This is a genomic window from Limobrevibacterium gyesilva, assembly GCF_025989185.1.
Taxonomy (GTDB): Bacteria; Pseudomonadota; Alphaproteobacteria; order Acetobacterales; family Acetobacteraceae; genus Limobrevibacterium; species Limobrevibacterium gyesilva.
In genome coordinates, this window is record NZ_JAPDNT010000005.1 from 82728 (window position 1) to 109662 (window position 26935).

At 69.7% G+C, this 26935-nt stretch carries 24 protein-coding genes; 13 read left to right on the forward strand and 11 right to left on the reverse strand.

The annotated features are described in order from the left end of the window. The first annotated feature begins 77 nt into the window (after positions 1-77). The 3 genes from OL599_RS09420 (at position 78) to OL599_RS09430 (ending at position 4875) form a co-directional block, all read left to right on the forward strand. Positions 78-1478 carry an oligosaccharide flippase family protein gene (locus tag OL599_RS09420; protein ID WP_264713455.1) on the forward strand — a complete coding sequence of 467 codons (1401 nt, stop codon included), beginning with the start codon at positions 78-80 and terminating at the stop codon, positions 1476-1478. A gap of 88 nt (positions 1479-1566) precedes the next feature. Beyond that, positions 1567-3402 (forward strand): tetratricopeptide repeat-containing sulfotransferase family protein, encoded by a 1836-nt coding sequence (locus OL599_RS09425; RefSeq protein WP_264713456.1) that lies wholly within the window; start codon positions 1567-1569, stop codon positions 3400-3402. Between the two features lie 3 nt (positions 3403-3405). After that, positions 3406-4875, forward strand: a complete 1470-nt coding sequence (locus OL599_RS09430) for a tetratricopeptide repeat-containing glycosyltransferase family protein (protein ID WP_264713457.1) — start codon at positions 3406-3408, stop codon at positions 4873-4875. Here OL599_RS09430 and OL599_RS09435 read toward each other — a convergent pair. The 5 genes from OL599_RS09435 to serB all read right to left on the reverse strand — a co-directional run bounded on the left by OL599_RS09435 (position 4817) and on the right by serB (position 9772). Continuing rightward, positions 4817-5566: an ABC transporter permease gene (locus tag OL599_RS09435; RefSeq protein ID WP_264713458.1), complete on the reverse strand. Its 750-nt coding sequence runs from the start codon at positions 5564-5566 to the stop codon at positions 4817-4819. The two genes, OL599_RS09430 and OL599_RS09435, sit on opposite strands and share 59 nt — an antisense overlap. Then, positions 5563-6495, reverse strand: coding sequence for an ABC transporter ATP-binding protein (locus OL599_RS09440; protein WP_264713459.1), 933 nt, complete (start codon positions 6493-6495; stop codon positions 5563-5565). The genes OL599_RS09435 and OL599_RS09440 overlap by 4 nt, the downstream gene beginning before the upstream one ends. Further along, on the reverse strand, positions 6492-7679 hold the full coding sequence (locus OL599_RS09445) for an ABC transporter permease (protein ID WP_264713460.1): 1188 nt from the start codon (positions 7677-7679) through the stop codon (positions 6492-6494). The genes OL599_RS09440 and OL599_RS09445 overlap by 4 nt, the downstream gene beginning before the upstream one ends. Positions 7680-7695: 16 nt before the next feature. Further along, entirely contained in the window at positions 7696-8640 is a 945-nt protein-coding gene (gene osmF, locus OL599_RS09450) for a glycine betaine ABC transporter substrate-binding protein OsmF (protein WP_264713461.1), read from the reverse strand. Between the two features lie 256 nt (positions 8641-8896). Continuing rightward, the gene (serB, locus tag OL599_RS09455; RefSeq protein ID WP_264713462.1) at positions 8897-9772 is read right to left on the reverse strand and encodes a phosphoserine phosphatase SerB; all 876 of its coding nucleotides are present in this window, start codon (positions 9770-9772) and stop codon (positions 8897-8899) included. Positions 9773-9810: 38 nt separating this feature from the next. Here serB and miaA point away from each other — a divergent pair, with 38 nt between their 5' ends. Genes miaA through ilvC form a run of 4 tightly spaced genes read left to right on the forward strand, consistent with a single transcriptional unit; the run spans position 9811 to position 14264 of the window. Then, positions 9811-10770 (forward strand): tRNA (adenosine(37)-N6)-dimethylallyltransferase MiaA, encoded by a 960-nt coding sequence (gene miaA / locus OL599_RS09460; RefSeq protein WP_264713463.1) that lies wholly within the window; start codon positions 9811-9813, stop codon positions 10768-10770. 49 nt (positions 10771-10819) lie between these two features. Further along, positions 10820-12643 carry an acetolactate synthase 3 large subunit gene (locus OL599_RS09465; RefSeq protein ID WP_264713607.1) on the forward strand — a complete coding sequence of 608 codons (1824 nt, stop codon included), beginning with the start codon at positions 10820-10822 and terminating at the stop codon, positions 12641-12643. Between the two features lie 51 nt (positions 12644-12694). Further along, positions 12695-13213, forward strand: coding sequence for an acetolactate synthase small subunit (gene ilvN / locus OL599_RS09470; RefSeq protein WP_264713464.1), 519 nt, complete (start codon positions 12695-12697; stop codon positions 13211-13213). Positions 13214-13244: 31 nt separating this feature from the next. Further along, complete coding sequence (gene ilvC, locus OL599_RS09475; protein ID WP_264713465.1) at positions 13245-14264, forward strand: ketol-acid reductoisomerase; 1020 nt, start codon at positions 13245-13247, stop codon at positions 14262-14264. A 193-nt stretch (positions 14265-14457) separates the two neighbouring features. On the opposite strand, the gene OL599_RS09480 is transcribed toward ilvC, so the two are convergent. Then, on the reverse strand, positions 14458-15450 hold the full coding sequence (locus OL599_RS09480; protein ID WP_264713466.1) for an NAD(P)-dependent oxidoreductase: 993 nt from the start codon (positions 15448-15450) through the stop codon (positions 14458-14460). A 314-nt stretch (positions 15451-15764) separates the two neighbouring features. Here OL599_RS09480 and OL599_RS09485 point away from each other — a divergent pair, with 314 nt between their 5' ends. After that, complete coding sequence (locus tag OL599_RS09485; RefSeq protein ID WP_264713467.1) at positions 15765-17345, forward strand: 2-isopropylmalate synthase; 1581 nt, start codon at positions 15765-15767, stop codon at positions 17343-17345. 69 nt (positions 17346-17414) lie between these two features. On the opposite strand, the gene OL599_RS09490 is transcribed toward OL599_RS09485, so the two are convergent. Beyond that, a complete protein-coding gene (locus OL599_RS09490; RefSeq protein WP_264713468.1) occupies positions 17415-17627 on the reverse strand; it encodes a hypothetical protein in 213 nt (70 codons plus the stop codon). A 217-nt stretch (positions 17628-17844) separates the two neighbouring features. Here OL599_RS09490 and OL599_RS09495 point away from each other — a divergent pair, with 217 nt between their 5' ends. The 5 genes from OL599_RS09495 to rodA all read left to right on the forward strand — a co-directional run bounded on the left by OL599_RS09495 (position 17845) and on the right by rodA (position 23458). Further along, positions 17845-18888, forward strand: coding sequence for a rod shape-determining protein (locus OL599_RS09495; protein ID WP_264713469.1), 1044 nt, complete (start codon positions 17845-17847; stop codon positions 18886-18888). Between the two features lie 104 nt (positions 18889-18992). After that, a complete protein-coding gene (gene mreC / locus OL599_RS09500; RefSeq protein ID WP_264713470.1) occupies positions 18993-19856 on the forward strand; it encodes a rod shape-determining protein MreC in 864 nt (287 codons plus the stop codon). 17 nt (positions 19857-19873) lie between these two features. Continuing rightward, positions 19874-20422: a rod shape-determining protein MreD gene (locus OL599_RS09505; protein ID WP_264713471.1), complete on the forward strand. Its 549-nt coding sequence runs from the start codon at positions 19874-19876 to the stop codon at positions 20420-20422. Continuing rightward, positions 20419-22278 carry a penicillin-binding protein 2 gene (mrdA, locus tag OL599_RS09510; RefSeq protein ID WP_264713472.1) on the forward strand — a complete coding sequence of 620 codons (1860 nt, stop codon included), beginning with the start codon at positions 20419-20421 and terminating at the stop codon, positions 22276-22278. Before OL599_RS09505 ends, mrdA begins: the two co-directional genes overlap by 4 nt. Before the next feature lie 28 nt (positions 22279-22306). After that, positions 22307-23458, forward strand: coding sequence for a rod shape-determining protein RodA (gene rodA / locus OL599_RS09515; RefSeq protein ID WP_264713473.1), 1152 nt, complete (start codon positions 22307-22309; stop codon positions 23456-23458). Positions 23459-23475: 17 nt separating this feature from the next. Here rodA and tam read toward each other — a convergent pair whose 3' ends face one another. From tam to OL599_RS09535, 4 genes are read right to left on the reverse strand one after another with little or no spacing between them, the layout of a single operon-like run. Then, a complete protein-coding gene (gene tam / locus OL599_RS09520) occupies positions 23476-24240 on the reverse strand; it encodes a trans-aconitate 2-methyltransferase (RefSeq protein ID WP_264713474.1) in 765 nt (254 codons plus the stop codon). Between the two features lie 7 nt (positions 24241-24247). Then, positions 24248-24553, reverse strand: coding sequence for an ATP-binding protein (locus OL599_RS09525; protein WP_264713475.1), 306 nt, complete (start codon positions 24551-24553; stop codon positions 24248-24250). Between the two features lie 18 nt (positions 24554-24571). Beyond that, complete coding sequence (locus OL599_RS09530) at positions 24572-25492, reverse strand: patatin-like phospholipase family protein (RefSeq protein WP_264713476.1); 921 nt, start codon at positions 25490-25492, stop codon at positions 24572-24574. Positions 25493-25519: 27 nt separating this feature from the next. Next, a complete protein-coding gene (locus OL599_RS09535) occupies positions 25520-26935 on the reverse strand; it encodes a dihydrolipoyl dehydrogenase family protein (protein WP_264713477.1) in 1416 nt (471 codons plus the stop codon).

A 26935-nucleotide genomic window follows, 5' to 3' on the forward strand; every position in this document is an offset into this window, starting at 1 on the left:
CGCTTGCCCATCGGTCCGATCCCTCTGCGCGCCCTGCGGCGTCCGGCAATCCGCTGCCCGCCGGGCGAATGACGCGCATGGAAAGCCAGGCAAGCGGCGGCGGCGTGCTCGGCGTGGCACCGGGAAGCGGCGCGCTCACCGGCCGCCTCGCGCGCAGCAGCGTGGCCGCCTTCGCGATCCATGTCGCCGGCGCGGGGCTCACCTATTGCGCGCAGCTCGTGCTGGCGCGGATCGTCGGCGTCGATGCCTATGGCATCTACGCATACGTGTTCGCCTGGATGACCATCCTCGCCTACTTCGCCGCACTCGGCTTCGACGTCTCGCTGCTGCGGCTGGTGCCGGCTTACCGGGCGCAGCATGCCTGGCCCCTGCTGCGTGGGGTGATCCGGTACGCGGAATGGCGAGCCGGCGCCGTCGGGTGCGGCGTCGTCCTCATCGGTTCCGCCATCGTGATGCTGTGGCCCAGCGACCTGCCACGCGAGCTCACCAGCACCTTCATCATCGGCTTCGTCCTCGTGCCGGTCTGGGCGCTGCTGTGGATCCGTTCTTCTGTCGTGCGGGCCTATGGCGGCGTCGTGTCGGCCTTGGCGCCGGATCGCATCGTTCGCGACGGCGTACTGCTCATCCTCGTCGGCGCCGCCAGCCTCGGACGATGGTGGCGCATCGATGCCGCGTCGGCGATGCTGATGACACTGGCAAGCTCGGTCATGGGCCTGCTGCTGGTGAGCCTGGCCGCGCATCACCGCAAGCCCGCCACGATCCACGCGATCGTCCCGGCGTACGACGCCGGGACCTGGCGCCGGATCGCGCTGCCGCTGGTGATGCTCGCGGTGGCGGAAACCGGGTTGAACCGCACCGGCGCCGTCATGCTCGGCTGGCTCCGGCACACCAGCGATGCCGGCATTTATGCGCTCGCCTTCAACATCGCCTTCATGGTCGTGCTGCCGCGCACGGCGGTCAACGCGCTGTTCGCCCCCATCGTGTCGGACCTGTTTGTCCGCAACGACCGCGCCGCGCTGCAGGCGGTGATCACGCGAACGTCGGTATGGACATTGCTTGCCGCGGCCTGCATCGCGCTGCCGCTCGGGCTGCTCGCGGATCCGCTCCTCGCCTGGTTCGGTGCCGCCTTCCAGGCCGGTGTGCCGGCTATGCGAATCCTTCTGATCGGCCAGGTGATCGGCGCCGGCGCCGGCTCCCAGCTCTATCTCATGACCATGACGGGGCACGAGCGCAGCGCCGCCATCCTTCTCATCCTGTGCGCCGCCGGCAATGTCGCGGTCAGTGCCGTGGCGATCGTCCTGCTCGGCGTCACCGGCGCCGCGATCGCCACCACGGCGGCACTCGTCGTGTGGAACCTGGGCATGGGGCTGTTCATCTGGCGCAAGCTGCATCTGATCCCGGGCGTCCTGGCGATTTTTCGATTGTGGCCGGGCACGAACACGCGGATTGCCCGCGAGCCGCGGCGCGCTGCAGAATGACCACACACGGCCGGGTGCCACGACCTCGATGCATGGCACCGCCGCTGGTCGCAATGCCCGGTCCGGATCAGCGGACAGGAGCGCAGGAATGAACGATTCGGCGCCCGCCTTGTGTGCCTGCGGCAGCGGCCTGCGACCGGCGAGCTGCTGCCGCATGGATGCAGCGAAACTCCTGCCGCCCGATGCGACGCGGCATCTGGTGCCGCTGATCGAGCGCGCCATCCAGGCCTACCATACCGGCGCCATCGCCGCTGCCGAGCGTCTGTGCATCGAAGTGCTGGAATCGGCCCCCGATCGCGTCGGCGCGCTGCGGGTGCTTTATGATATCCGCAAGGCGCAGGGCCAAAGCCGGGCCGCCGAAGCGCTCATCCGCCGCGTCGTCGCCCTCGATCCCAACGATCTCGCGGCAACCAACGAACTGGCTTTGATCCTGCTGTCCCGGGGCGACCTGGCGGAAGCCGAGTTGCATGCCCGAAACGCCGTGCGCATCGCCCCCGAGAGCGGCCAGGCGCACAACCTGATGGGCATGATCCTCACTGAGGCCCAACGCCCCGCCGTCGGCGAATACCACTACCGCCGCGTGCTGGAGCTGTCCGAGGGCCGCGACCCCATTCTCCTGGCCAACCTGGCCTGGAACCTCAAGACCCAGGGGCGCATGCAGGAAGCCCGCGCGCTCTACAAGGAGTCGGTCGCGGCCGCGCCCGCCATCCGCCAGACGCTGCTGGGCTGGGCGCGGCTGGAGGAAGCCGACCGCGATTTCACCGCCGCATCCGACGTGCTCGACCGCATGGAGCGGCTGTTCCCCGACGACGCCGGCGTGCGGATTTCCCGCGCGGTCCTGCTGGGCCGCATGCGCCGATATCCCGAGGCATTGGCGGTGCTCGACGCCATGGCCGCGCGCAGCCAGAACGGAATGCTCGGCCCGGACGAGTTGCTGGAGAAAGGCCGGCTGCTCGACCAGATGGGCCATTTCGAAGACGCCTTCGCCGCTTTCACCGAGGGCAAGCGCCTGGCGCGGGCGCTCAGCGGCAACCAGTATCTCGACCAGCAGGCCGGCCAGCTGATCGACCGGCTGCGCGGCTTCTTCACCGCCGGGCGTCTGCGTCTCCTGCCGCGCGCCACGGTGCGCACGGACGTACCGCAGCCCGTCTTCATCCTCGGCTTCCCACGCTCCGGTACCACGCTGGTGGAACAGACAGTGTCGGCGCATTCCCGCATCTGCGCCGGCGACGAGCTGCCCCTGATCAACGACATCGCCAACCTGATGCCGCGCATGCTCGGCAGTCCGCTGAACTATCCCGAGGCGCTGTCCGAGCTGTGGATGGGCGATCAGCGCGACGGGCTCGACAATCTGCGCGATCACTACCTGCAGAAGGTCCGCCAGATGGGCGTCTTTTCGCCGGGGGCCGACTGGTTCACCGACAAGATGCCGCTGAACGAGATGCATCTCGGCCTGATCGCCCTGATCTTCCCGCAGGCGCCCCTGATCCATGTGGTCCGCCACCCGCTCGACATCATGGTCTCGGCGATGTCGAACCATTTCACGCACGGCTTCTACTGCGCCTACGCGCTGGAAACGGCGGCGACGCATTACCTGCGCGTGATGGAGCTGGTGCAGCACTACCGCGCCGAGATGGCGCTGCGCTATCTGCCGATCCGCTACGAGGACATGATCGACGACCAGGAAGGCAGCGTCCGCACGCTGCTTGCCTTCATCGGCGCGGAATTCGAGCCGGGTTGCCTCAGCTTCCACGAGAACCGCCGCTACGCCCGCACCGCCAGCTACGCCCAGGTGACCGAGAAGCTCTATGACCGCTCACGCTTCCGTTACCGCCACTATCTCAAGCATCTCGCGCCCGTCATCCCGATCCTGCAGCCGGTGATCGAGCGTCTCGGCTACGGCATCGACGGCGATGGCGGGTGAGTGATGCCGCTCGGCAGCGAGCCGCCGCCGATACTCCATGCCGCGACGCCGATCGCGGTGCCGTTCGGCGAGCTGTTCGCGCTCGCCGTCGCGGCCGAGCAGGCCGGCAGGCTGGATGAGGCGGACCGCCTGCTGGGGCATATCCTCGCCGTCGCCCCCAACGAGCCGGAAACGCTGCATCTCGCCGGTGTCGTGGCCTTCCGCCTCGGCCGCCATGCCGACGCGCTCGCCTTGATGGAGCGCGCGATCGTGCATGGCGGCAACACGGCCCTCTACCTACGCAACATCTGCGAGCTCTACCGCACCCTCGGCCGTCCCGACGACGCGCTGGCGGCGGCGTTGCAGGCGACCGCCATGGCGCCCCACGATCCCGTCTGCCTGCACAACCTCGCGGTCATCCGCTACGAACGGCTGGAGATCGACGCCTGCATCGCCGCCGCCCGCCGCGCCCTGGCGCTCGACCCGGCGCTGCCCGGCGCGCATTTCGAACTCGCCGAGGCACTGCTGCTGCGCGGCGAGATGGCGGAAGGCTGGGAGGAATACGAATGGCGCTTCCGCATCGCCGGCGCGCCGTCGCTGATGCCGCCGACGGACAGGCCGCAATGGGACGGCGCGCCGCTCGCCGGCCGGACCCTGCTGCTGATCGCCGACCAGGGCTTCGGCGACGTGATCCAGTTCAGCCGCTACATCCCCTGGGCGCGGGAACGCTGTTCCGATCTCGCGATCGCCTGCGGCGCCGAGATGGCGCCCCTGATCTCGCAACTGGGCCCCGGCATCCGCCAGGTCCGGCGCTGGGAGGATTGCCCGCCTTATGCGGCCTTCTGTCCGCTCTCCGGCCTGCCGCGGCTGCATGGCACGCGCGTGGACAGCATCCTGGCGCCGGTCCCTTATCTTCGCGCCGACCCGGCGCGTGCCGAGGCCTGGGCCGACCGGCTGGGCCGGCTGATCCCGCCCGGCTTCCGGCGCATCGGCATCGTCTGGGCCGGGCGGCCCACGCACACCAACGACCGCAACCGCAGCGCCAGCCTCGCTGCCTTCGCACCGGTCGCGGCGCTGCCAGGCATCGCGCTGGTATCGCTGCAGAAGGGCCCGGCGGCGCGCCAGGCGGGCAGCTTCTTCGCCCGCGCCCCGCTCGTGCATGTCGGCGCCGAGATCCAGGACTTCGAAGACAGCATGGCCATCCTCGACAACCTCGACCTGCTCGTCTCGGTCGACACGTCGGTGGTGCATCTCGCCGGTGCCATGGGCCGGCCGGCCTGGGTGATGCTGCCCCGCGCCCCGGACTGGCGCTGGCTGCTCGACCGCACGGACAGTCCCTGGTACCCGACAATCAGGCTGTTCCGCCAGCGCGCACAGGGCGAATGGCATACGGTGGCGGCGGACGTGGCGCAGGCGCTGCGGCAGCGGTTCGGCCTTACGACGGCCGCCGGGGCAGCGCCCGCGCCAGCCGGGCGAAGCCGAGATCCAGAATGACCGCCAGCAGGCCCAGCAGGATCGCCCCCTGCAGCACATACGCGGTATTGCCGCCGCTGAGCCCGAGGATGATCGGCGAGCCCAGCGTCTTCGACCCGACGGTGGACGCGATCGCCGCGGTGCCGAGATTGATGATCACCGATGTCCGGATGCCCGCCAGGATCACCCCCGCGGCCAGCGGCAGTTCCACCTGCCACAACACCTGCATCCGGCGCATGCCCAGCCCCGCCGCCGCCTCGCGCGCCGCCTCGGGCACGTCCGCCAGCCCGACGATGGTGTTCTGCATCACCGGCAGCAGCCCGTACAGGAACAGCGCGATCAGCGCGGGCGGCTCGCCGAAGCCGAGCGCGGGCACCGCCAGCGCCAGCACCGCGACCGGCGGAAATGTCTGGCCCATAGCGACCACGGTATCGAGCACGCCGCGGAACGCGGCCCCTGCCGGACGGGTGACAAAGATGCCCGCGAGAACCCCCACCACCACAGCGGCGCCGCTGGACACCGCCACCAGTTCCAGATGCGCCAGCACCAGCGAGACGAAGCTTTCCTGCACATAGACAGGGCGGTCGAGATAGGGGAACAGCGCCGCGAAAACCGGCCGCAGCGCCGGCATCCCCAAGGTGAGGGCGATGAAGGCCACGACCAGCCAGGCCAACGGCCCCGGCAGATGCAGTGCCTGGCGCGGACTCGTCATGCGGGCCGGCGCACCATGTCTTCCAGGAACAGCCCGCCGACCGGGCGGCCGCCTGCATCCGTCACCGCCAGGCGGTCGCAACCGCGCGTCATCATCTCGGACAGGGCCGACCGCAGCGACATCGTCTCCTGCACCGGCGCGCCTTCCACCGTCGCGCCCGCGCGCAGCCGCGACGCCACCTGCTGCACGGCCAGCAGCCTCAGCCCATGATCCTCGCGGCCCACGAAGTCGCGCACGAAATCGCTCTCCGGCCGCGCCAGGATGTCGAGCGGCGTGCCGACCTGCACCAGCCGGCCGCGATTCATCAGCGCGATCGTCGTCGCCAGCTTCAGCGCCTCGTCCATGTCGTGGGTGACGAAGACGATGGTCTTGCGGGTCTCGCGGTGGATGCGCAGCAACTCATCCTGCAGCGCGTCGCGGGTCACCGGGTCCAGCGCGCCGAACGGCTCGTCCATCAGCAGCACGTCGGGGTCCGCGGCCAGCGCCCGCGCCACGCCCACGCGCTGCTGCTGCCCGCCGGAGAGCTGATCGGGGTACTGGTCGCGCACCCGGGCAGCGTCCAGGCGCAGCAGCGCGAGCAGTTCCTCGACGCGGGCACGGATCCGCGCCGGCGGCCAGCCCAGCAATGCCGGCACGGTGGCGATGTTGCGCTCCACCGTCCAATGCGGGAACAGCCCCACGGACTGGATCACATAGCCCATGCGCCGCCGCAGGTCCTCGGGGCGGAAATGCTCGATGTCCTCGCCGGCAAAACGGATGGTGCCGGCACTGCGCTCCACCAGACGGTTGATCATGCGCAACGTGGTGGACTTGCCGCAGCCCGACGGGCCGATCAGGGCGCAGAACGCGCCTTCGTCGACCGCCAGCGAGATGGCGTCCACCGCGGTGAAATCGCCGAACCGGCAGGTGAGGTCCTGCAACTCGATCATGCACCCCTCCGGGTCGTCAGCGCGATCAGCAGGCGCATCAGCAGGTCCACCAGAACCGCCAGCAGAATGACCGGGATGGCGCCGAGCAGGACCAGGTCGAGCGCATTGGCGAACAGCCCCCGGAACATGATGGCGCCCAGGCCGCCGGCGCCGATAAGGGCGGCGACGGCGGCGAGGCCGACCGCCTGCACCGCGGTGATGCGCACGCCGGACAGCAGCACCGGCAAGGCCAGCGGCGCGTCAATGCGCCAGAACACCTGCCCGGGCGTCATGCCCATGCCAAGTGCCGCCTCGCGCACCGGGGCGGGCACGCCCGCCAGGCCCGCCACCGTGTTCCGCACCACCGGCAGCAGCGAATACAGCACCAGCGCCACCACCGCTGGCGCCATCCCGATGCCGCTGATGCCCAGGCCGGCGAGCCACGGCAAGGCATCCGCGAGGCCGGACAGCGGCGCCATCAGCAGGCCGAACAGGGCGATCGACGGAATGGTCTGGATGATATTCAGCACTGGAAACAACACCGACCGCAACGCACGGCGGCGATGCGTCGCCACCCCCAGCGGGATCCCGGCCAGTACCGTGGGCAGCAGCGCCGCCACGACGATCTCGCCATGCCGCACGACCGCGTCGAAGAAGATGTCGCGCTGGTTCGCGTATTCCTTCGCCAGCGACAGCTGGTCAACCGCGCCAGCCGCGATCACGGCCGTGGCCGGGCCGGCGATCGCGGCGGCGGCCAGCAATGTCCCGGCCGGCCCGAGGCGCAGGCGTGCCGCGGCATCGCCGGCCAGCAGCAGCGTGCAGGCCAGCAGCACCCAGCAAGCGGCGCCAAGCGACGTGCGCGCGACAGCCGGCCCCTCCGCCGCCATGCCCTCGGCGTAGCTTCCGGCCAGCCACAGAACCGCCGCCGCGCAGCCCCCCGCGGCCAGGATGACTGCCCACTCCCAGGCGGCCCGGCGCGGCAGGAACGGCGAGGCGAGCAGCACGAGCCCGGTCACCCCGAACACCGCCGCCGGTCCCGGTGATGCCGCCAGGCGCATCGCCGGCACCACCCCTATGGCCGCGCCGGAAAGCAGCCGGTTGGGCGCGTACGAGACGAAGCCCAGCGTGGCGGCGACCAGGCAGGCCACGACCACCAGCATCGCCCGCACATGGCTCCAGCCCGGTGTGGCGCCGACCGGACTCACCGTGCGGTCTTGCGCCTCACTTCAGGAAACCCTTGGCCTTGAGATAGCCGGAGGCGACTTTCTGGATGTCCTCGCCCTCCACCGCGACCTTCGCGTTCAGGCCACGCAGGGTGGGCGCGTCCAGCGACAGGAACACCGGCGCCAGCACGTCCTTGATCGCCGGATACTGCGCCAATACCGCCGCGCGCACCGTGGGTGCCGGCTCGTAGACCATCTGTGCGTGTTTGGTGTCTTCCATCACGACCAGGCCAAGGGCCGCGATGGCCCCATCGGTGCCATAGACCATGGCGGTGTTGACGTTGGAGGTGCCCTCGGCGGCGGCGCGGATGGTCGCCGCCGTGTCGCCGCCCACCAGCACCAGCGTCTGGTCCGGCCCAAGCTTGAAGTCGTAGATGGACTGGAACGCCGGCAGGGCCGCCTGGCTCTCCACGAACTCGGCGGAGGCGGCGATCTTCACCTTGCCGCCGTCGCGTGCCCAGCGCGCGAAATCTTCCATCGTGGCCAGCTTGTTCGCGCTGGCCACGTCCTTGCGCACCGCGATGCCCCAGGTGTTGTTGGCCGGCGCGGCCTGCAGCCAGACGATCTTGTTGGCGTCCAGATCCAGCTTCTTGATGCGCTCATAGCCGTCCGCCGCGTTCTTCCACACCGGATCGGCATCCATGTGGAAGAAGAACGCCCCGTTGCCGGTGTACTCCGGATAGATGTCGATCTCGCCGGCCATGATCGCCCCGCGCACGATCCGGGTGTTGCCGAGCTGAATCTTGTTCACCGTCGGGATACCGTTGCTCTCGAGCATGAGGCGGATCATGTGGCCGAGCAGGCCGCCTTCGGTATCGAGCTTGGAGCTGACGCGCACCGGATCCGCCGCCGCCGCGCCGCTCGTCGGAAGGCCCACGGCGATGGCCGCGGCTGGCACCACGATGGCGGCCAGCGCCTTGCGTCGCGAAATCGTTGCAGTCATGTGTTCGCTCCCATTGCTCGCCGGCCTGCATGCTCCGGCAGGCAGGCGTGATTCCGCCGCGGCTGCCGCGGCCCGTCGCGTGTTGGACCGATACGTGCCACGCATTCATATGCTGCCATCGGAACGCTATTCGATCCAGAAGGCGCGCCCCGTGACGCACGCAAGGTTGTGCCACCAAATGACGGGCGACGCGATCACGACCCTGCAATGCCTTGCGGCGGCCCCGATTCCGGTCACGGCGGCGCTGACGCGAACGTCACCCCGGGAGGATGTCGCTGCTATGGTAGCCTTGGGCGAACAGCAGGGCGCGCAACGTGCTGTGGCGAACCTGGGCCCGGGCCTCGGCGGCGACGATGGGCTTGGCACGGAAGGCCACGCCGAGGCCGGCCTCGCGCAGCATCGCCAGGTCGTTGGCGCCGTCGCCCACCGCCAGTGTGGCCGACAGCTTCAGGTTCCGGGCGGCCGCCAGCTCGCGCAGGGTCGCAAGCTTGGCGTCGCGATCCAGGATCGGCTCGCCCACTTCGCCGGTCAGCGCCGCGCCATCGTCCAGCAGCGTGTTGGCGCGATGGACGTCGAAGCCCACCAGCTCGGCCACGCGCCCGGTGAAGAAGGTGAACCCGCCGGAGACCAGCGCCGTGGTGGCGTTGTGCGCGCGCATGGTCGCCACCAGTTCCCGAGCGCCGGGCATCAGCTCGGTGCGCGCCCAGGTCTTCTCCAGCGCATCCAGGGTCAGGCCCTTGAGCATGGCGACGCGCTGGCGCAGCGCCTCGGCGAAGTCGATCTCGCCGTTCATGCTCATGCGGGTGATCGCGGCGATGGCGTCTTTCAGGCCCGCATAGGCGGCGATCTCGTCCAGCGTTTCCGTGGTGACGATGGTGCTGTCCATGTCCGCCACCAGCAGGCCCTTGCGCCGGCCACGGGTCCTGGTCGTGATGGCGTCCACGGGGGCGCCGTCCAGCGCCGCTTCCACCTGCGCCGGATCGGGTAGGGCGGGGCAGGGGATGTCGGCGGCCTCGCCCGGGGAGAGGACATCCGGCGCCCCGCCCTGGATGGCGTCGCGAACGCGCGCAATGATGGCGTCGGAAAGGGTGGTGGCGGTGCGGTCGACGACCAGGGTGAGGACATGGCTCATGCGGGCCGTATGCGGCGATCGGCGGCGAGGGGCAAGATATGGCTGAGCTGCCGCACGCGCTGATCATCGCGGGGCCGACCTGCAGCGGCAAGTCGGCGCTCGCGCTGGACGTGGCCGAACGCCTGGGCGGCACCGTCATCAACACGGATTCCATGCAGGTCTACCGCGAGCTCCGCGTGATCACCGCGCGTCCGTCGGCGGCGGAGGAGGCGCGCGTGCCGCATGTCCTCTACGGCGTGCGGCCGGCGGCCGAGCCGGGCAGCGCCGCCTGGTGGCGCGGCGAGGCGTTGCGGGAGATGGCTGCCGCCGAAGCCGCCGGCCGGCTGCCGATCCTGTGCGGCGGCACCGGCATGTATTTCGCGGCCCTGATCGACGGCATCGCGGCGATCCCGGATCCCGGCGACGCCGCCCGCGCCGAGGCGCGCTGGCTGCTCGCCGAATTCGGGCCGAAGGGCCTGCACGCCTCGCTGGCCAAGGTCGACCAGGCCACCGCGGCGCGGTTGCGCCCCAGCGACAGCCAGCGCGTGGCCCGCGCCTGGGAAGTGTGGCGCGGCACCGGCCGCGGCCTCGCCGCCTGGCAGGCGCAGGCGACGCAGCCCGCGCCCTGGCGCTTCTCCGCCATCCTGCTCGACCCGCCCCGCGACGCGCTGCGGGCGGCCATCGCCGGGCGCTTCTCCGCCATGCTGGTCGACGGCGCGCTGGACGAGGTGCGCAGCCTGCTCGCCCTGAAGCTTGATCCCGCGCTGCCGGCCATGCGCGCGCATGGCGTGCCCGAACTGGCCGCCCATCTGCGTGGCGAGATCACCCTGGCCGAGGCAGCGCGCCGGGCCGAGCTGGCGACCGGCCAGTACACCAAGCGCCAGGCCACCTGGTTCCGCCACCGCCGCCTCGCAGATCCGGCTCGCACGCATACGATCCATGCGCGAATTGCGGGCCTAAAGCAATTTTCGGAAAGCCAAAAGGCTGATTTGTTCTCTTTTATTCAAGTGGTGGGTTGACGCAGTGCAACGTGGCGGATTAGGTGATGCGATCATGACCGAGACAAAGATGTCCTCCGGGACCGCCCAAACCCCGATCGGCGACACCGAGCTGCAGGCCGGCGCCGAAGTCCTTCTGCGCGCGCTGAAGGACCAGGGCGTCGAGGTCATCTTCGGCTACCCCGGCGGCGCGGTCCTGCCGATCTACGACGCGATCTTCCAGCAGAACGCCATCCGCCACATCCTCGTCCGCCACGAGCAGGCCGCCGTGCACGCGGCGGAAGGCTACGCCCGCAGCACCGGCCGGGTCGGCGTGGTGCTGGTGACCAGCGGCCCCGGCGCCACCAACGCCGTCACCGGCCTCGTGGACGCGCTGATGGACAGCATCCCCGTGGTCTGCCTCACCGGCCAGGTGCCCACGCACCTGATCGGCAACGACGCCTTCCAGGAAGCCGACACCACCGGCATCACCCGCCCGGCCACCAAGCACAACTATCTGGTGAAGAAGTCCGAGGACCTGGCCCGCGTGGTGCACGAGGCGTTCTACGTCGCCCGCAGCGGCCGCCCCGGCCCGGTCGTGATCGACCTGCCGAAGGACATCCTGATCGGCAAGGCGCCGTACCAGGCGCCGCCGTCCGCCGCGCATCGCAGCTACCGCCCGCAGACCGAGCCGGATGCCGGCCAGATTGCCAAGGCGGTGGCCTTGCTGAAATCCGCCAAGCGTCCGGTGATCTACACCGGCGGCGGCGTGATCAACGCCGGAACCGCCGCCAGCGCCGCGCTGGCCGCGTTCGTGCGCAAGACCGGCTTCCCCTGCACCAGCACGTTGATGGGCCTGGGCGCCTATCCGGCCAACGACCCGCAGTTCCTGGGCATGCTGGGCATGCACGGCACGTATGAAGCCAACCTCACCATGCATGGCTGCGACGTCATGCTGAACGTGGGCGCCCGCTTCGACGACCGCGTGACCGGGCGGCTGAACGCCTTCAGCCCCGGCTCGCACAAGATCCATATCGACATCGACCCGTCCAGCATCAACAAGAACGTGCCGGTGGAGGTGCCGATCGTCGCCGATGCCGGCCGTGCGCTGCAGGCGCTGCTGGCGGCCTGGGACGCCGATCCCACCCCGGTAGACCGCCCCGCGATCGCCGCGTGGTGGAAGCAGATCGACGGATGGCGCGCCATCCAGTGCCTGCGCTTCACCCAGGACATGACCAAGGGCGCGATCATCAAGCCGCAATACGCGATCCAGCGGCTGTACGACATCACCCGCGACCTCGGCCGCGAGATCTTCATCTCCACCGAGGTCGGCCAGCACCAGATGTGGGCGGCGCAGTATTTCCGTTTCGACCATCCCAACCACTGGATGACCAGCGGCGGCCTCGGCACGATGGGCTACGGCCTGCCGTCTGCGATGGGCGTGCAGGTCGCGCACCCGGACGCGCTGGTCATCGACATCGCCGGCGAGGCGAGCATCCTGATGAACATCCAGGAGATGTCCACGCTCGCCCAGTATCGCCTGCCGGTGAAGGTGTTCATCCTTAACAACCAATACATGGGCATGGTTCGCCAGTGGCAGGAGCTGCTGCACGGCTCCCGCTATTCCGAAAGCTACACCGCCGCCCTGCCGGACTTCGTGAAGCTGGCCGACAGCTTCCACGGCGTCGGGCTGCGCGCCACCAGCGTCGATCAGCTCGACGACGTCATCCGCGAGATGATCGCGCTCGATCGTCCGGTGATCGCCGATATCTGCGTGGACCAGACGGAGAACTGCTTCCCGATGATCCCCAGCGGCGCCGCGCACAACGAAATGATCCTGGGCGCCGAGCATGGCGGCAACCTGCAGGCCGGCGGCGCCGCCGGCCTCACCGACGAGGGCCTGGTACTCGTCTAGCACGCCGGGGCTAGACCGGATTCACCTTTCCCTCAAGCAGCGAAGACCCACATGCCCAGTCCGATCGATACGACGTTGCGCTCCGCGACCATATCCGTGCTGGTGGAGAACGAGGCCGGCGTCCTTGCCCGCGTCATCGGCCTGTTCTCCGGCCGCGGCTACAACATCGACAGCCTCACCGTCGCCCCGGTCGAGGACGGCCGCAACCGCAGCCGCATCAACATCGTCACCTCCGGCACCGAAATGGTCATCGAGCAGATCAAGGCGCAGCTCGACCGCCTGGTGCCCGTGCACCGCGTCGCCGACCTCACGCTCGAAGGCCCGCACATCGCCCGCGAGATGGCGCTGATCAAGGTCATCGCCACCGGCAACAACCGCGCCGAATCCTTGCGCCTGGCCGATGCATTCCGCGCCCGCGTGGTGGATGCCACCACCGAAAGCTTTGTCTTCGAAATGACCGGAAGCACCGACAAGCTCGATGCTTTCGTCGAACTGATGCGACCGCTGGGCCTGGCCGAAGTGTCCAGGACCGGTGTCGCCGCGATCGCCCGCGGCGCGCGCATCATCTGACCAAACCGAGAAAGCGAGAAGGAGACTACCGATGCGCGTCTATTACGACCGCGATGCGGACGTGAACCTGATCAAGGCCAAGAAGGTCGCGATCATCGGCTATGGCAGCCAGGGCCACGCCCATGCCAACAACCTCAAGGACAGCGGCGCGACCCAGCTGGTCGTCGGCCTGCGCCCCGGCTCCACCGGCGTGGCCAAGGCCGAGGCCGCCGGCCTGAAGGTGATGGACCCGGCCGCCGCCGCCTCCTGGGCCGACGTGGTGATGGTGCTGACGCCCGACGAAGGGCAGGGCGACCTGTACCGCGAGAGCCTGGGCCAGAACATGCGCCCCGGCACCGCGCTGGCCTTCGCGCACGGCCTCAACGTGCACTTCAAGCTGCTCGACCCGCGCCCGGACATCGACGTGTTCATGATCGCGCCGAAGGGCCCCGGCCACACTGTGCGCAGCGAATACCAGCGTGGCGGCGGCGTGCCCTGCCTCGTCGCGGTGGACCAGAACCCGTCCGGCAATGCGCTGGAGATCGCGCTGTCCTACGCCTCGGCCATCGGTGGCGGCCGCGCCGGCATCATCGAGACCACCTTCCAGGAAGAATGCGAGACCGACCTGTTCGGCGAGCAGGTCGTGCTGTGCGGCGGCCTGGTCGAGCTGATCCGTGGCGGTTACGAGACGCTGGTGGAAGCCGGCTACGCGCCGGAGATGGCGTATTTCGAATGCCTGCACGAAGTGAAGCTGATCGTCGACCTCATCTACGAGGGCGGCATCGCCAACATGAACTACTCGATCAGCAACACCGCCGAATACGGCGAATACGTCACCGGCCCGCGCATCATCACCGATGAGACCAAGAAGGAAATGCGCCGCGTCCTCGCCGACATCCAGAGCGGCCGCTTCGCCCGCGACTGGATGCTGGAGAACAAGGTGAACCAGGCCAGCTTCAAGGCCATCCGCCGCCGCAACGCCGCCCACCCGATCGAGGAAGTAGGCGAGAAGCTGCGCGCGATGATGCCGTGGATCGCCAAGAACAAGCTGGTTGATAAGACGAAGAACTGAAGGCAAGGCGAGGGGCCTTGCCCCTCGACCCCAGTCAAGGCGAAGCCTTGACAATCCTGGACTCTCTTGGCTGCGTCAGCGTCCTTCAGTTGATATCAACTGAAGGTCGTCGATCCAGCCAAGAGAGTAATGGTTTCCAAAGGCCCATGACCTTTGGCGGGTCCAGGGCAGCGCCCTGGACTTTCTTTTTCACCTAAGGCGCATTCCGCCCCAACACCTCAGGGTTCACGGTGTACCCGGGGTCGATCTTGCCATCGAAGAAGTCCAGCAGGTTCGCCACCGCCCGGCGCGACATCTTCGCGTAGCATTCCAGCGGCGCCGCCGCGTTATGCGGGCTCAGCACCACGTTGGGCAGCGTCAGCAGCGGGCTCGCGGTATCCAGCGGCTCGCGTACCAGCACGTCCAGCCCGGCCGCCTCGATCGTTCCGTTGGCCAGCGCGTCGGCCAGCGCCGCCTCGTCCACGATGCCGCCGCGCGCCGTGTTGATCAGCCATGCCGTCGGCTTCATCCGCCCCAGGAAATCGGCGTTCACCATGTTGCGGGTCTGGTCGTAGAGCGGGCAGTGCAGCGTCACCACATCCGCCTCCGCTACCGCCGCCATCAGGTCAGGCGCCGGGATGTGCCCGTCGGCGGCGATGCGCGGGGTGGGGAAGGCGGGGTCGTGCACCATCACCTTCATCCCGAACGCCGAGCACAGCTTCGCCACCCTTGTGCCGATGCGGCCATAGCCAACCACCAGCACGCTCCGCTCGGACAACTCGTGCATCCGCCGCCCGGTCTGCACCATCCAGGTGCCGGCGCGCACGCTCGCATCCATTTCCAGCGTCCGCCGCGCCGTCGCCAGCAGCAGCATCATCGCGTGCTCGGCCACCGACAGGTCGTTGGCGCCGTTCACCACGCCCACCAGCACGCCCCGCCGTGTGCAACCCGGGATGTCCAACGTGTCGAAGCCCACGCCGAACCGGCTGATCACCCGCAGCCGCGGCGCCCGCGCCAGCAGGTCCGCGTCCACCCGCTCCAGCCCGACCATCACCCCGTCGGCGTCGCCAATCACCTCGGCCAACTCTTTCTGCAACGGAGGGCCGCGGAAATCCGTGGTCAGGATCCTGACATTGATGTCCTTGCGCGCTTCCAGCATGGCCATGGCGGTCGGGTGCAGCGCGCGGCAGAAGACGACGTTGTACATGCGTTTCCGGTTCCCTCGGCTTCTTCGTTGTCGCAATGCTTGCATCATCGGACCGGCGCGGCTAGGGTCCGCGCCATGATTTGCGGCGCCCACATCGCATGCCGTGCCGGCCGTGCGCTCACGCACGGCGCCGCGCATGCGCGCCTTGGCCGCCTTCCCGCCCTCGGACTGCTCCTTCGACTTAGCCGCCCCTGGGCGTGACGCCGCGCATCTGAACGCCGGCATCGCTCAGGGGATCGGGCGCCGTCGCACGTGTGATGGCAGCCCGCCGTGGCTACAGTCCCATCCAAGAACATGCCCCGAGGACGCCTATCATGAGCATCGACCATCCGAATTTCGGCAAGCTGGCCGACGACCGCGTCATCATCTTCGACACCACCCTGCGCGACGGCGAGCAGTCGCCCGGCTTCTCCATGAACCTGCAGGAGAAGCTGCGCATGGCCGAAGCCCTGACCGAACTGGGCGTCGACGTGATGGAGGCCGGCTTCCCCATCGCCTCCCCCGGCGACTTCGAGAGCGTCAAGGCCATCGCCGAGCTGTACGCCCAGGGCGGCCCCGTCATCTGCGGCCTGGCCCGCACCGGCCGCGACGACATCCTGCGCGCCGCCGAGGCGGTCAAGCCGGCGCAGCGCAAGCGCATCCACATCTTCCTGAGCACCAGCCCGCTGCACATGAAGTACAAGCTGCGGATGGAGCCCGAGCAGGTGCTGGAGCTGACGGTCAACTCCGTTACCCTGGCCCGCCAGCATGCTGACGACGTCGAATGGTCGGCCGAGGACGGCAGCCGCACCGAGCCCGATTTCCTGTGCCGCTGCGTGGAAGCCGCCATTGCCCACGGCGCCACCACGATCAACATCCCCGATACCGTCGGCTACGCCCTGCCCGAGGACATGGAGCGCATCTTCACCATGCTGCGCAACCGCGTGCCGGGCGCGGAAAAGGTGATCTTCTCCACCCACAACCACAACGACCTGGGCCTGGCGGTCGCCAACACCATCGCCGCCATCCGCGCCGGCGCCCGGCAGGTGGAGTGCACCATCAACGGCATCGGCGAACGCGCCGGCAACGCAGCCCTGGAAGAGATCGTCATGGCGATCCGCACCCGCCCGGACTCGGTGCCGTGCAAGCCGGCCATCGCCACCCAGAACATCCTGAAGACCTCGAAGCTGCTGTCCACCATCACCGGCTTCGACGTGCAGCCGAACAAGGCCATCGTCGGCCGCAACGCCTTCGCCCACGAATCCGGCATCCACCAGGACGGCGTGCTGAAGAACGCCGCCACCTACGAGATCATGACCCCGGAAAGCGTCGGCTGGACCAAGTCCAACCTGGTCATGGGCAAGCACTCCGGCCGCGCCGCCTTCCGCGACAAGCTGCGCGCCCTGGGCTATGGCGAAATCGGCGACAACAAGCTGAACGACGCCTTCCGCCGCTTCAAGGACCTGGCCGACCGCAAGAAGGCCGTCTACGACGAGGACATCTCCGCCCTCGTGGACGATGAGGTGATGCGCGACAACAACCGCATCAAGTTCGTGTCGCTGGACGTGCGCGCCGGCAGCAAGACCCCGCCGACCGCGGTGCTGGAACTGGAAGTGGACGGCACGCTGCATACCGCCACCGCCACCGGCGACGGCCCGGTGGACGCCACCTTCATCGCCATCCGCTCGATCTTCGCGCATGACGCCACACTGCGCCTGTACTCCGTCGGCGCCGTGACCGAAGGCACCGACGCCCAGGCCCGCGTGACCGTGCGCCTGGAGGAGGGCGGCAAGATGGTCGACGGCCAGGGGGCCGACACCGACACCATCGTCGCCTCCGCCCGCGCCTACATCCACGCCCTCAACAAATTGCTGGTCAAGCGCACCCGCACCGAGCCAGCCGCCCTGTCCGCCTGAACGCCGGCGCACCGGCCCATCCGGACTGTCCGGATGGGCCGGTGGCCTGCTGCGGCAACTTCGGAGGGATCAGTGGGCTGTCACCGCGCCGCCCACGGCGCCTATGCCGCCCCCAATCAGGGCGCCCTTCGCAGGATTGCCATGCGTGACGGCTGCCACGCCCGCACCCGCGCCGGCGCCCATCAGGCCGCCGGTCACGCCGCGCGTCAGCGGATCCGACCCGCAAGCGGACAGGCCCAGGATCACCAGGCCGCAAATAGCGAATTTCAAAGCATGTCTCATCTTATGATCTCCTGTCGCATGATCTCCCGTGAAGGGCATCGGCACCCTCGGCACCCAGTGTGGCGACACTGCGGCGCTCCCGTGCCGGATCGGAGAAACGTGAAGGCCCTTGTCCGCGCCCGGCCAGGGGGCTAAGCCCACGCCCGCGGCAACCCCGGGCCATCCCCCGAGGTTCCATCCCGTTGGGCCTGCCACCCCGCCATGAGGGTCTTTTTTTATGTTCTCACGCTTGCTTGGCCTCATGTCAGCCGACATGGCCATCGATCTCGGCACGGCGAACACGCTTGTCTACGTGAAGGGTCGCGGCATCGTGCTCGACGAGCCCAGCGTCGTCGCCATTGCCGACGTGCGCGGCAAGAAGCAGGTGCTGGCCGTCGGTGAGGAGGCCAAGCAGATGCTCGGCCGGACCCCGGGCAACATCCAGGCCATTCGCCCGCTGCGCGACGGCGTCATCGCCGATTTCGAGGTGGCGGAGGAAATGATCAAGCATTTCATCCGCAAGGTGCACAACCGCCGCGGCTTCGCCTCGCCGATGATCATCGTCTGCGTGCCGTCGGGGTCCACTGCGGTGGAGCGCCGCGCCATCCAGGAGAGTGCAGAGAGCGCCGGCGCCCGCAAGGTTCTGCTGATCGAGGAGCCGATGGCCGCGGCCATCGGCGCCGGCCTGCCGGTCACCGAGCCGTCGGGCAGCATGGTGGTCGATATCGGCGGCGGCACCACGGAAGTGGCGGTGATCTCGCTGGGCGGCATCGTCTATTCGCGCAGCGTGCGCGTCGGCGGCGACAAGATGGACGAGGCGATCATCAACTACATCCGCCGCAGCCATAACCTGCTGATCGGCGAGAGCTCGGCCGAGCGGATCAAGATGGATATCGGCTCGGCCGCCCCGCCCTACGAGGGCGAGGACGGCCCGTATCGCGAGGTGAAGGGCCGCGATCTCATGAACGGCGTGCCGCGCGAGATCGTGGTCAGCCAGCGTTCCATTTCCGACAGCCTGCTCGAGCCGGTAACCGCCATCGTCGAGGCGGTGAAGGTGGCGCTGGAGAACACGCCGCCCGAACTGGCCGCCGACATCGTCGACAAGGGCATCGTGCTGACCGGCGGCGGAGCGCTGCTCTACCGGCTGGACCAGGTGCTGCGCGACGCCACCGGCCTGCCCGTGGTGGTGGCCGAGGATGCGCTGCAATGCGTGGCGTTGGGCACCGGCCGGGCGCTCGAGGAAATGAAGCGGTTGCGCAACGTATTGACGTCGATGTATTGACGCGCCCGTCACGAAGCGCGCCGTACTGAGCCGTTGCCGTCGGCGCCACGACGGCGTCCAATGCGGGTGTGTAATCCTTAGAGCGCGGGGAGTAGGGCGGAGTCGTGATCCGGCTGTCCATCCCGGTCCGGCAGGCATTGGCCAAGCTGACGCTGCCGGTGCTGATCGCCGCGGCATTCGGCCTGATGCTGCTCGGCAAGGCCGATGCCCTGCTGGCAGAGCGCGCCCGCATGGCGCTGGCCGACGCGCTGGCGCCCATCTACGGCGTGGTGGCGGAGCCGCTGGCCCGCGTGCGCGATGCGGTGGACAACGCCCGGAACCTGGTGGCGATCTATCGCGACAACGCCCGCCTGCGCGAGGAGAACGAACGGCTGCGGCGCTGGCAGGCGGTGGCGCTGGCGCTGGATGCCGAGAACGCCACGCTGAAGGCCAATCTGCGCTGGATCCCCGATCCCACGCCCAGCTATGTCACCGCCCGCGTGGTCGCCGATGCGGGCGGCGTGTATGCCCGCGCCGTGTTGCTGTCGCTCGGCCCCAATCACGGCATCACCAAGGGCCAGATCGCGCTGGACGACCGTGGTCTCGTCGGCCGCGTCACCGAGGTCGGCGCCCGCAGCGCCCGGGTGCTGCTGATCACCGACATGAACAGCCGCATCCCCGTCATCCTCGAAAGCAGCCGGGCGCGCGCCATGCTTGTCGGCACCAATGGCCCCCGCCCGCGGCTGATGTACTGGCCGGAGGGCACCCAGCCGGCCGAAGGCGAGCGCATCGTCACCAGCGCCGAGGCGAATGCCTTCCCGGCCGGGCTGCCGGTGGGCACCGTCCACTACAGCACCAGCAATGCCCCCGAGGTCGAACCCGCCGCACGGCTGGAGAGGCTCGAGGTGGTGCGGCTGTTCGACTACGGCCTGCGTGGCGTGGTGGCGCCCGAGACGAGCGCGCCGCGGCCGACGGACCGGCGGCGCTAGCATGGGGGCAGCACCCCATGGATGACCGGCTTCCCGGAATCCGGCCGCGACCCAGCCTGTGGCGGCGGCTGGACATGTCGGCCCGGCGCGGCTTTCCGGCGGCCACCACCGCCTTGCTGTTGCTGGTCACGGCCGCACCGCTGGGCCTGCCCGGACAGGCGGAGCTGCTGGTGGCGGTGGCGCTAAGCTGTGTCTTCTTTTGGTCGCTGTTCCGTCCCGCTTCGTTGCCGCCGCCGGTGGTGTTCCTGCTCGGGGTGCTGTGGGACCTGCTGGGCTACGCGCCGCCGGGGGTGGGCGTGCTGATCCTGCTGGTGGTGCACGGGCTGGCGCTGCGCTGGCGGCGGTTCCTGGTGCGCCAGGGCTTTCTGCTGGTCTGGCTGGTCTTTGTCGGCATCGCCACCGGCGCCGCGGCGGTGGAATGGGCGCTGAGTTCCCTGCTGATCTTCCGCGTACTGCCGCCGGCGCCCGCCGCGTTCCAGGCGGCGCTGACCGCGGGCCTGTATCCGCCGCTGGCGGTGCTGCTCACCCGCGCCCACCAGACGCTCGCGGAACCCGGCCTGTCATGAGGCGCGAGGCCAAGCGCACCGGCGTCTTCACCCGCCGCGCTCTGCTGGTGGCGGGCGGGCAGGTTGCGGCGCTCGGGTTCCTGGGCGCCAAGCTGTACCAGGTGCAGGTGATCGAAGGCGACCGCTACGCCACGCTGGCCGAAACCAACCGCATCAGCGCCCGCCTCATCGCCCCGCCGCGCGGCCGGCTGCTCGACCGGTTCGGCACCGTCGTCGCCGGCAACAAGCTGAACTGGCGCGCCCTGCTGATCGCCGAGCAGACCGAGGATGTCGGCACCACGCTCTACAATTTCAGCCGCATCGTCCCGCTGGCCGAGCACGAGCGCGCCCGCATCGAGCGTGACCTGCGCCGCCACCGCCGTTTCATTCCGGTGACCGTGCGCGAGTTCCTGAGCTGGGAAGACATGGCGCGGATCGAGGTCAACGCGCCGGACCTGCCGGGCATCCTGGTCGATGTGGGCACCACGCGGCAGTACCCGCTCGGCCCGACGCTGGCGCATGTCGTGGGCTATGTGGCGCCCCCGAACGAGAACGACGTCGCCGACGATCCCATGCTGGCGCTGCCGGGCATCCGGGTCGGCCGCGCCGGCATGGAGCGCACGCACGACACCAATCTTCGCGGCCGCGCCGGGGCGGTGCAGCTCGAGGTCAACGCCGTCGGCCGGGTCATCCGCGAACTCGATCGCCAGGAGGGCACGCCCGGCCAGGACGTGGCGCTCACCATCGACGCCGAACTGCAGAAATCCGTGCTGCAGCGCCTGGGCGAGGAGAGCGCCAGCGCGGTCGTGATGGACGCCCGCAACGGCGAGGTGCTGGCGATGGCCACCAACCCGTCCTTCGACCCCAGCCTGTTCAACTCCGGCATCTCGCAGGCGCAATGGGTGCAATGGACCAACAACCGCCGGGCCCCGCTGATCAACAAGGCCGCGGCCGGCCTGTATGCGCCCGGCTCCACCTACAAGATGGTGGTGGCGCTGGCGGGGCTGGAGGCGAAGGCGATCACCGCGAGCGACCGCGTCAACTGCCCCGGATACCTCGATTACGGCGACCGCCGCTATCATTGCTGGAGCAAGGGCGGCCACGGCATGCTCGATCTGCACGGGGCCCTGAAGCACAGCTGCGACGTGTTCTTCTATGAAGTGGCCCGCCGCACCGGCATCGACCGGATCGCCGCCATGTCCAACCGCTTCGGCCTTGGCACCAAGTTGGGTATCGACCTGCCAGGCGCCCGCCAGGGCTTCGTTCCCACCCGCGCCTGGCGCACCGCCCAGGGCAAGGCGTGGAACATCGGCGACACCATCGTCTGCGGCATCGGCCAGGGCTATCTTCAGCTCACCCCGCTGTCGCTTGCCACCATGGCCGCCCGCCTGGCCACCGGCCGCGCCGTGGAGCCGCATTTGACGCGCAGCATCGGCGGCGTCGTGCAGTCCGGCGCGCGGTCCGAGGACTGGCCGAGTCTCGGCGTGCCCGAACGCGCGCTGCATGCGGTGCGCGAGGGCATGTGGGCCGTGGTGAACGAGCCGCAGGGCACCGCGCCCCTGGCCAGGCTGCCCATCCAGGGCGTGCAGATGGCGGGCAAGACCGGCTCCGTGCAGATCCGCAACGTCTCCCGCGAGCAGCGCGAGCGCGGCTACAAATCCGAGAACCTGCCATGGGAACTCCGCCCGCACGCCCTGTTCGTGGCGTTCGCGCCCTATGACGCGCCGCGCTATGCGCTGGCGCTGGTGGTGGAGCACGGCAATGCCGGCGCCCAGGCGGCCGCCCCGATCGCGCGCGACATCATGACCGACGTGCTGACGCGCGACCCCGCGGGCCGCAACGAGCCGCCCGGCCAGCGCCTGGCGGACCGCCGGTGAAAACGCGGACGATGCGAGAATCTGCGACATGAGCCTGATGGAACGCCGCCTGATCCGCGAGACCAGCTTCGGGCTGACGAGCAAGCTATGGCAGATCAGCTGGCTGTATGTGCTGCTGCTGTGCGCCCTGGCCAGCGTCGGCTACGTCGCCTTGTATTCCGCCGCCGGCGGCTCGTCGGAGCCGTATGCCGCCCGCCACATGCTGCGCTTCGCCTTCGGGCTGACGCTGATGCTGTGCATCGCCCTGGTCGACATCCGCTTCATCGCGCGGCTGTCCTGGCCGGCCTATGCGGGGGGCGTGATCCTGCTGCTCCTGGTCATGAAAATGGGCCATGTCGGCAAGGGCGCGCAACGTTGGATCGACATCGGCGGCATGCTGTGGCAGCCCAGCGAGCTGATGAAGCTGGTGCTGGTGCTGGCGCTCGCCTCCTGGTTCCACAAGGCATCGTGGGAGCGGATGGGCAACCCGCTGTTCCTGATCCCGCCGGCGGTGGCGGTGCTGGTTCCGGTGGGCCTGATCCTGAAGGAGCCCAATCTCGGCACCGCCGTCATCACGGCAGTCGTCGGCTTCGTGGTGTTCCTGGGCGCCGGGGTCCGCTGGTGGAAGGTGGCGCTGCTGGTCGCCCTGGTCGCCCTGGTGGCGCCGATCGCCTACGACCATCTGCACGACTACCAGCGCGCCCGCATCACCACCTTCCTCAACCCCGAGAGCGACCCGCTGGGCGCCGGCTACAACATCATCCAGTCGCGCATCGCGCTCGGCTCCGGCGGCATGTGGGGCAAGGGCTTCCTGCAGGGAACGCAGGGCCATCTGAACTTCCTGCCGGAGAAGCAGACCGACTTCATCTTCACCATGCTGGCCGAGGAGTTCGGCCTGGTCGGCGGCCTCGCGCTGCTCGGGCTGCTATGCCTGATCATCCTCGGCGGCATGTTCATCGGCCTGCGCTGCCGCCACCAGTATGGCAGGCTGGTGGCGCTGGGTATCAGCACCAACTTCTTCATGTACGTCTTCGTCAACGTCGCCATGGTGATGGGCGCCATCCCCGTGGGGGGCGTGCCGCTGCCATTGGTGTCACATGGCGGCTCGGCCATGATCATGGTGATGATCGGCTTCGGCCTGCTGATGAGCGTGCACGTGCACCGCGACGTGGAGTTCAGCGACGGGCGCGACGAGATTTAAGCCGCGCCTGCCCCGTTTCAGACCGTCGCCATGATGAACAGCCGCCGGAACGGCAGCAGCGTCGTGCCGTCGGCGCGTCGCGGATAGATCGGCCGCACCGCGTCGCCGTAGGCGCGCAGGTAGTCCCGCCGCAGCTCGGGCGGCAGCTTGTCGAGGAACGGCTTCAGGCTGGTGCCGCTGGCCCATTGCACCACCGCGTCCTCGCCCCGCAGCGCGTGCAGGTAGATGGTCTCCCAGATATCCAGCGACGCCGATAGCGGCTTCAGCAGGTCCCAGTAGGCGCCGGGCTCCAGGATCGGCGGCGCGCTGTCCACATCGGTCAGCAGCTCCGCCCAGGGGCCATTGGCGGCGATGTCATGCTGCAGGGCGCGGATCGGGGCGTCGTGCATGGCCGGCATCTGCGCCGCCAGCACGCCGCCGGGTGCCAGCAGCGACAACAGGCGCGCAAACAGTGCCGCGTGCCCGCCCAGCCAGTGCAGCGCCGCGTTGGAATACAGCAGGTCGGGCGGCGCATCCGGCGTCCAGGCGGCGATGTCCGCCTGCACGAAGCGGCATCCCGGCGCCGCCGTCGCGGCCTTCGCCAGCATCGGTGCCGACCCGTCGACGCCCGTCACCTCCGCCTGCGGCCAGCGCTGCTTCAGGATGGAAGTGACATTGCCGGGGCCGCAGCCGAGATCGACCACGCGCGAGGGGGCGTCGAGCGGCACGCGCGCCATCAGGTCCAGCGCCGGCCGCAGCCGTTCGTCGCCGTAGCGCAGATACTGGCCCGGATCCCATTGCATCTCTCGTCTATCCCCCCTGCTTGCCTTTCTTCGCCAACGTCGACGCCGCCTTGGCCAGGCTCGCGGCCCGGTCCATGGCCTGGGCGACGACGGTGCCGGCCTGCTTTACCGCCGGATCGGCATTCGCCTCCAGCCGCTCGGCCATGAGCAGCGCCGGCGACAGGGCCCCGCGCAGGTCATGCCCCAGCCTGGACAGCGCTGCCGCCAGCTCGGTTTCCCGCGCCTGCGCGGACCGCAGCCCGCGCTGCGCCAGCAGCCACGCCGCCGCCGCCCCAGCCACGGCGCCGATCACCAGCATCGCCAGCATCATCATCCAGCCCTCCAACATCGCCTATTTCGCGGCCGCCTGGGGCGCCAGCAGGGCGGCGGCGCGGCCGGCCTCGAACAACTCGGTCAGAAACGCCGGATTGGCATTGAACTTGGACGAGAGCGGCAATTCCGCCAACACCTTGTCGGCATCGTAGGCACTGACGCGCACGCGGCCGGGCAGGGCGGCCAGCTCGGCCTCCAGCACGCCGTGGCACGCGATCTCGTTCAGCCGGTTCAGGATCTCCGCGGGCGTGCCAGGCGCCCCCGGCCGGTGTGCCGGCTGGGCACGGATCAGCACCAGCTCCGCCGGCGGCCGCGGCAGCAGCAGCGGGCCCAGCGGCGGATTGCCGGAATATCCACCATCCCAATAAGCCCGCCCGTCGATCTCCACCGCGTGGAACACGAAAGGCAGGCAGCACGACGCCAACAGCACGTCGACCGTGATCTGCGCATTGGTCCAGCGCACCGACGCGCCCGTCTCCACGTCGGTCGCAGCCACGGTGAGCGGAATGGCCGACGCATGGGTCAGCGCGTCGCGATCCAGCACGTCGGCGATCACCGCGCGCAAAGGGTTGTGGCCGAAGGGATTGAGCTGGGCCGGGCTGAACATCCGCAACGCGGTCTCCACGCCCTGCCACACCAGGTCGCTGCTCACGTCCCAGCCCCACAGCCAGCTTTCCAGCGGGCCGCTCTGCAACGGGTTCAGCGAGTTCGCCTGCGATACCCGCTCCCACAGCCGGCGCATCTCCTGGCGCGCGCCGGCGGCGCCGTCCTTCACCAGCCCCTGCACCAGCATGGCCGCGATCAGCGCCCCCGACGACACGCCGCAGACGCGCCCAACCGCCAGCCCGTCCTCCAGCAGCCGGTCCAGCACGCCCCAGGTGTAGGCGCCGTGCACGCCGCCGCCCTGCAGGGCCAGGGCCACGTCCTCTCGATGTGCCATGCCGCGCAAGGTGGGCCAGCGCGCGCCTTACGGCAACCGGGCCAGCAGCCGCACCAGCCGCTTCGTTCGGGCCGCGAACAGGCTTGCAGCGAAGAAGCTGCCGGCGGCGCGCTTCGGCGCCTCGGCGAGCGTGGGGTAGGGGACGATCATGCCGGCCAGCGCCGACAGCGGCACCTTGCGCGCGATCGCCAGCGTCCAGGTCCCGATCATCTCGCCCGCGTGGTGTCCGAGGAGCCCTGCGCCGAGGACACGGCCCTTGGGCGTCACCACCAGCTTAGCCAGCCCCTCCGGCCGGCGCTCGGCCTGCGCCCGGTCGTTCTCCGACAGCGGCCAGCGCAGGATGCGGATCGCGTGCCCGGCGGCCCGCGCCTCCGCCTCGGTCAGCCCGACCTGCGCCAGCTCGGGCGCGGTGTAGATCACCCGCGGCAGCGCGGCATAGTCCACCCGTGCCGGCAGGCGGAACACCGCCCGGCGGATCACGATGCTGGCATGGTAGCTGCCGACATGGGTGAAGGCGCGCGGCCCGATCCCGGCGGGATCGGCGATGTCGCCCACTGCGAACACGCGCCGGTTGGTCAGGCTGCGCAAACCGGCGTCGGTGGCAATGCCGCCGGGCCCCGCCCGCACGCCGCCGGCGTCCAGCCCAAGCGCCTCGATGTTCGGCCGCCGCCCGACGGCCACCAGCAGGTGGCTGCCGGCCACACGCCGCCCGCCAGCCAGCACCAGCGCCGGGCCGGCCTCGACCCGTATGACCTGCGCCCCCTCCAGGATGGCGATGCCCTGTTGCTGCAGGGCCGTGCGCAGCCCGTCCACCAGCTCGGCGTCGTCACGCCCGGCGATGCGTTCGGCCTCCACCACCGTCACCCGGCAGCCGAGCCCGGCATGCGCCTGCGCCATTTCCAGCCCGACCGGCCCACCGCCGAGGATCAGCAGATGCGCGGGCCGCTCCGGCAGGCCGAAGATGTCGGCGTTGGTCATGTGCGGCACATCGGCCAGGCCCGGAATCGCCGGCACCGCGGCGCGGCTGCCGGCGGCGACGACGATCCGGCGCGCCCGCAGCCGCCGCCCGTCCACGGCCAGCACATCCGGCCCGGTGAACCGGGCATGACCGCGCAGCACCGTGGCGCCGATGGCGGTGAACCGGGCCTCGCTGTCCATCGGCGCGATTCCCGCGATCACCCCCTGCACGTGGGCCTGCACGGCGTCCCAGTCGACGACGGGCTCGGCGATGCGCAGCCCGAAGCGCCCGGCCGCCTGCGCCTCCTGCACCGCATGCGCCGCCGCCAGCAGCGCCTTGCTGGGCACGCAGCCCGTGTTCAGGCAATCCCCGCCCATGCGCTCGCGCTCGATCAGCGCCACCCGCAGGCCGAGCTGTGCGGCCACCGCCGTCACCGACAGGCCGGCCGCGCCGGCGCCGATCACCGCGAGATCGAAGTCAGGCAT

Excerpts from the sequence above, each read along its gene's own strand:
- OL599_RS09420 (WP_264713455.1), top strand. The coding sequence starts at position 78 with ATGGAAAGCCAGGCAAGCGGCGGCGGCGTGCTCGGCGTGGCACCGGGA.
- OL599_RS09425 (WP_264713456.1), top strand. The coding sequence starts at position 1,567 with ATGAACGATTCGGCGCCCGCCTTGTGTGCCTGCGGCAGCGGCCTGCGA.
- OL599_RS09430 (WP_264713457.1), top strand. The coding sequence starts at position 3,406 with ATGCCGCTCGGCAGCGAGCCGCCGCCGATACTCCATGCCGCGACGCCG.
- OL599_RS09435 (WP_264713458.1), bottom strand. The coding sequence starts at position 5,566 with ATGACGAGTCCGCGCCAGGCACTGCATCTGCCGGGGCCGTTGGCCTGG.
- OL599_RS09440 (WP_264713459.1), bottom strand. The coding sequence starts at position 6,495 with ATGATCGAGTTGCAGGACCTCACCTGCCGGTTCGGCGATTTCACCGCG.
- osmF (WP_264713461.1), bottom strand. The coding sequence starts at position 8,640 with ATGACTGCAACGATTTCGCGACGCAAGGCGCTGGCCGCCATCGTGGTG.
- serB (WP_264713462.1), bottom strand. The coding sequence starts at position 9,772 with ATGAGCCATGTCCTCACCCTGGTCGTCGACCGCACCGCCACCACCCTT.
- miaA (WP_264713463.1), top strand. The coding sequence starts at position 9,811 with ATGGCTGAGCTGCCGCACGCGCTGATCATCGCGGGGCCGACCTGCAGC.
- OL599_RS09465 (WP_264713607.1), top strand. The coding sequence starts at position 10,820 with ATGTCCTCCGGGACCGCCCAAACCCCGATCGGCGACACCGAGCTGCAG.
- ilvN (WP_264713464.1), top strand. The coding sequence starts at position 12,695 with ATGCCCAGTCCGATCGATACGACGTTGCGCTCCGCGACCATATCCGTG.
- ilvC (WP_264713465.1), top strand. The coding sequence starts at position 13,245 with ATGCGCGTCTATTACGACCGCGATGCGGACGTGAACCTGATCAAGGCC.
- OL599_RS09480 (WP_264713466.1), bottom strand. The coding sequence starts at position 15,450 with ATGTACAACGTCGTCTTCTGCCGCGCGCTGCACCCGACCGCCATGGCC.
- OL599_RS09485 (WP_264713467.1), top strand. The coding sequence starts at position 15,765 with ATGAGCATCGACCATCCGAATTTCGGCAAGCTGGCCGACGACCGCGTC.
- OL599_RS09490 (WP_264713468.1), bottom strand. The coding sequence starts at position 17,627 with ATGAGACATGCTTTGAAATTCGCTATTTGCGGCCTGGTGATCCTGGGC.
- OL599_RS09495 (WP_264713469.1), top strand. The coding sequence starts at position 17,845 with ATGTTCTCACGCTTGCTTGGCCTCATGTCAGCCGACATGGCCATCGAT.
- OL599_RS09505 (WP_264713471.1), top strand. The coding sequence starts at position 19,874 with ATGGATGACCGGCTTCCCGGAATCCGGCCGCGACCCAGCCTGTGGCGG.
- mrdA (WP_264713472.1), top strand. The coding sequence starts at position 20,419 with ATGAGGCGCGAGGCCAAGCGCACCGGCGTCTTCACCCGCCGCGCTCTG.
- rodA (WP_264713473.1), top strand. The coding sequence starts at position 22,307 with ATGAGCCTGATGGAACGCCGCCTGATCCGCGAGACCAGCTTCGGGCTG.
- tam (WP_264713474.1), bottom strand. The coding sequence starts at position 24,240 with ATGCAATGGGATCCGGGCCAGTATCTGCGCTACGGCGACGAACGGCTG.
- OL599_RS09525 (WP_264713475.1), bottom strand. The coding sequence starts at position 24,553 with ATGATGATGCTGGCGATGCTGGTGATCGGCGCCGTGGCTGGGGCGGCG.
- OL599_RS09530 (WP_264713476.1), bottom strand. The coding sequence starts at position 25,492 with ATGGCACATCGAGAGGACGTGGCCCTGGCCCTGCAGGGCGGCGGCGTG.
- OL599_RS09535 (WP_264713477.1), bottom strand. The coding sequence starts at position 26,935 with ATGCCTGACTTCGATCTCGCGGTGATCGGCGCCGGCGCGGCCGGCCTG.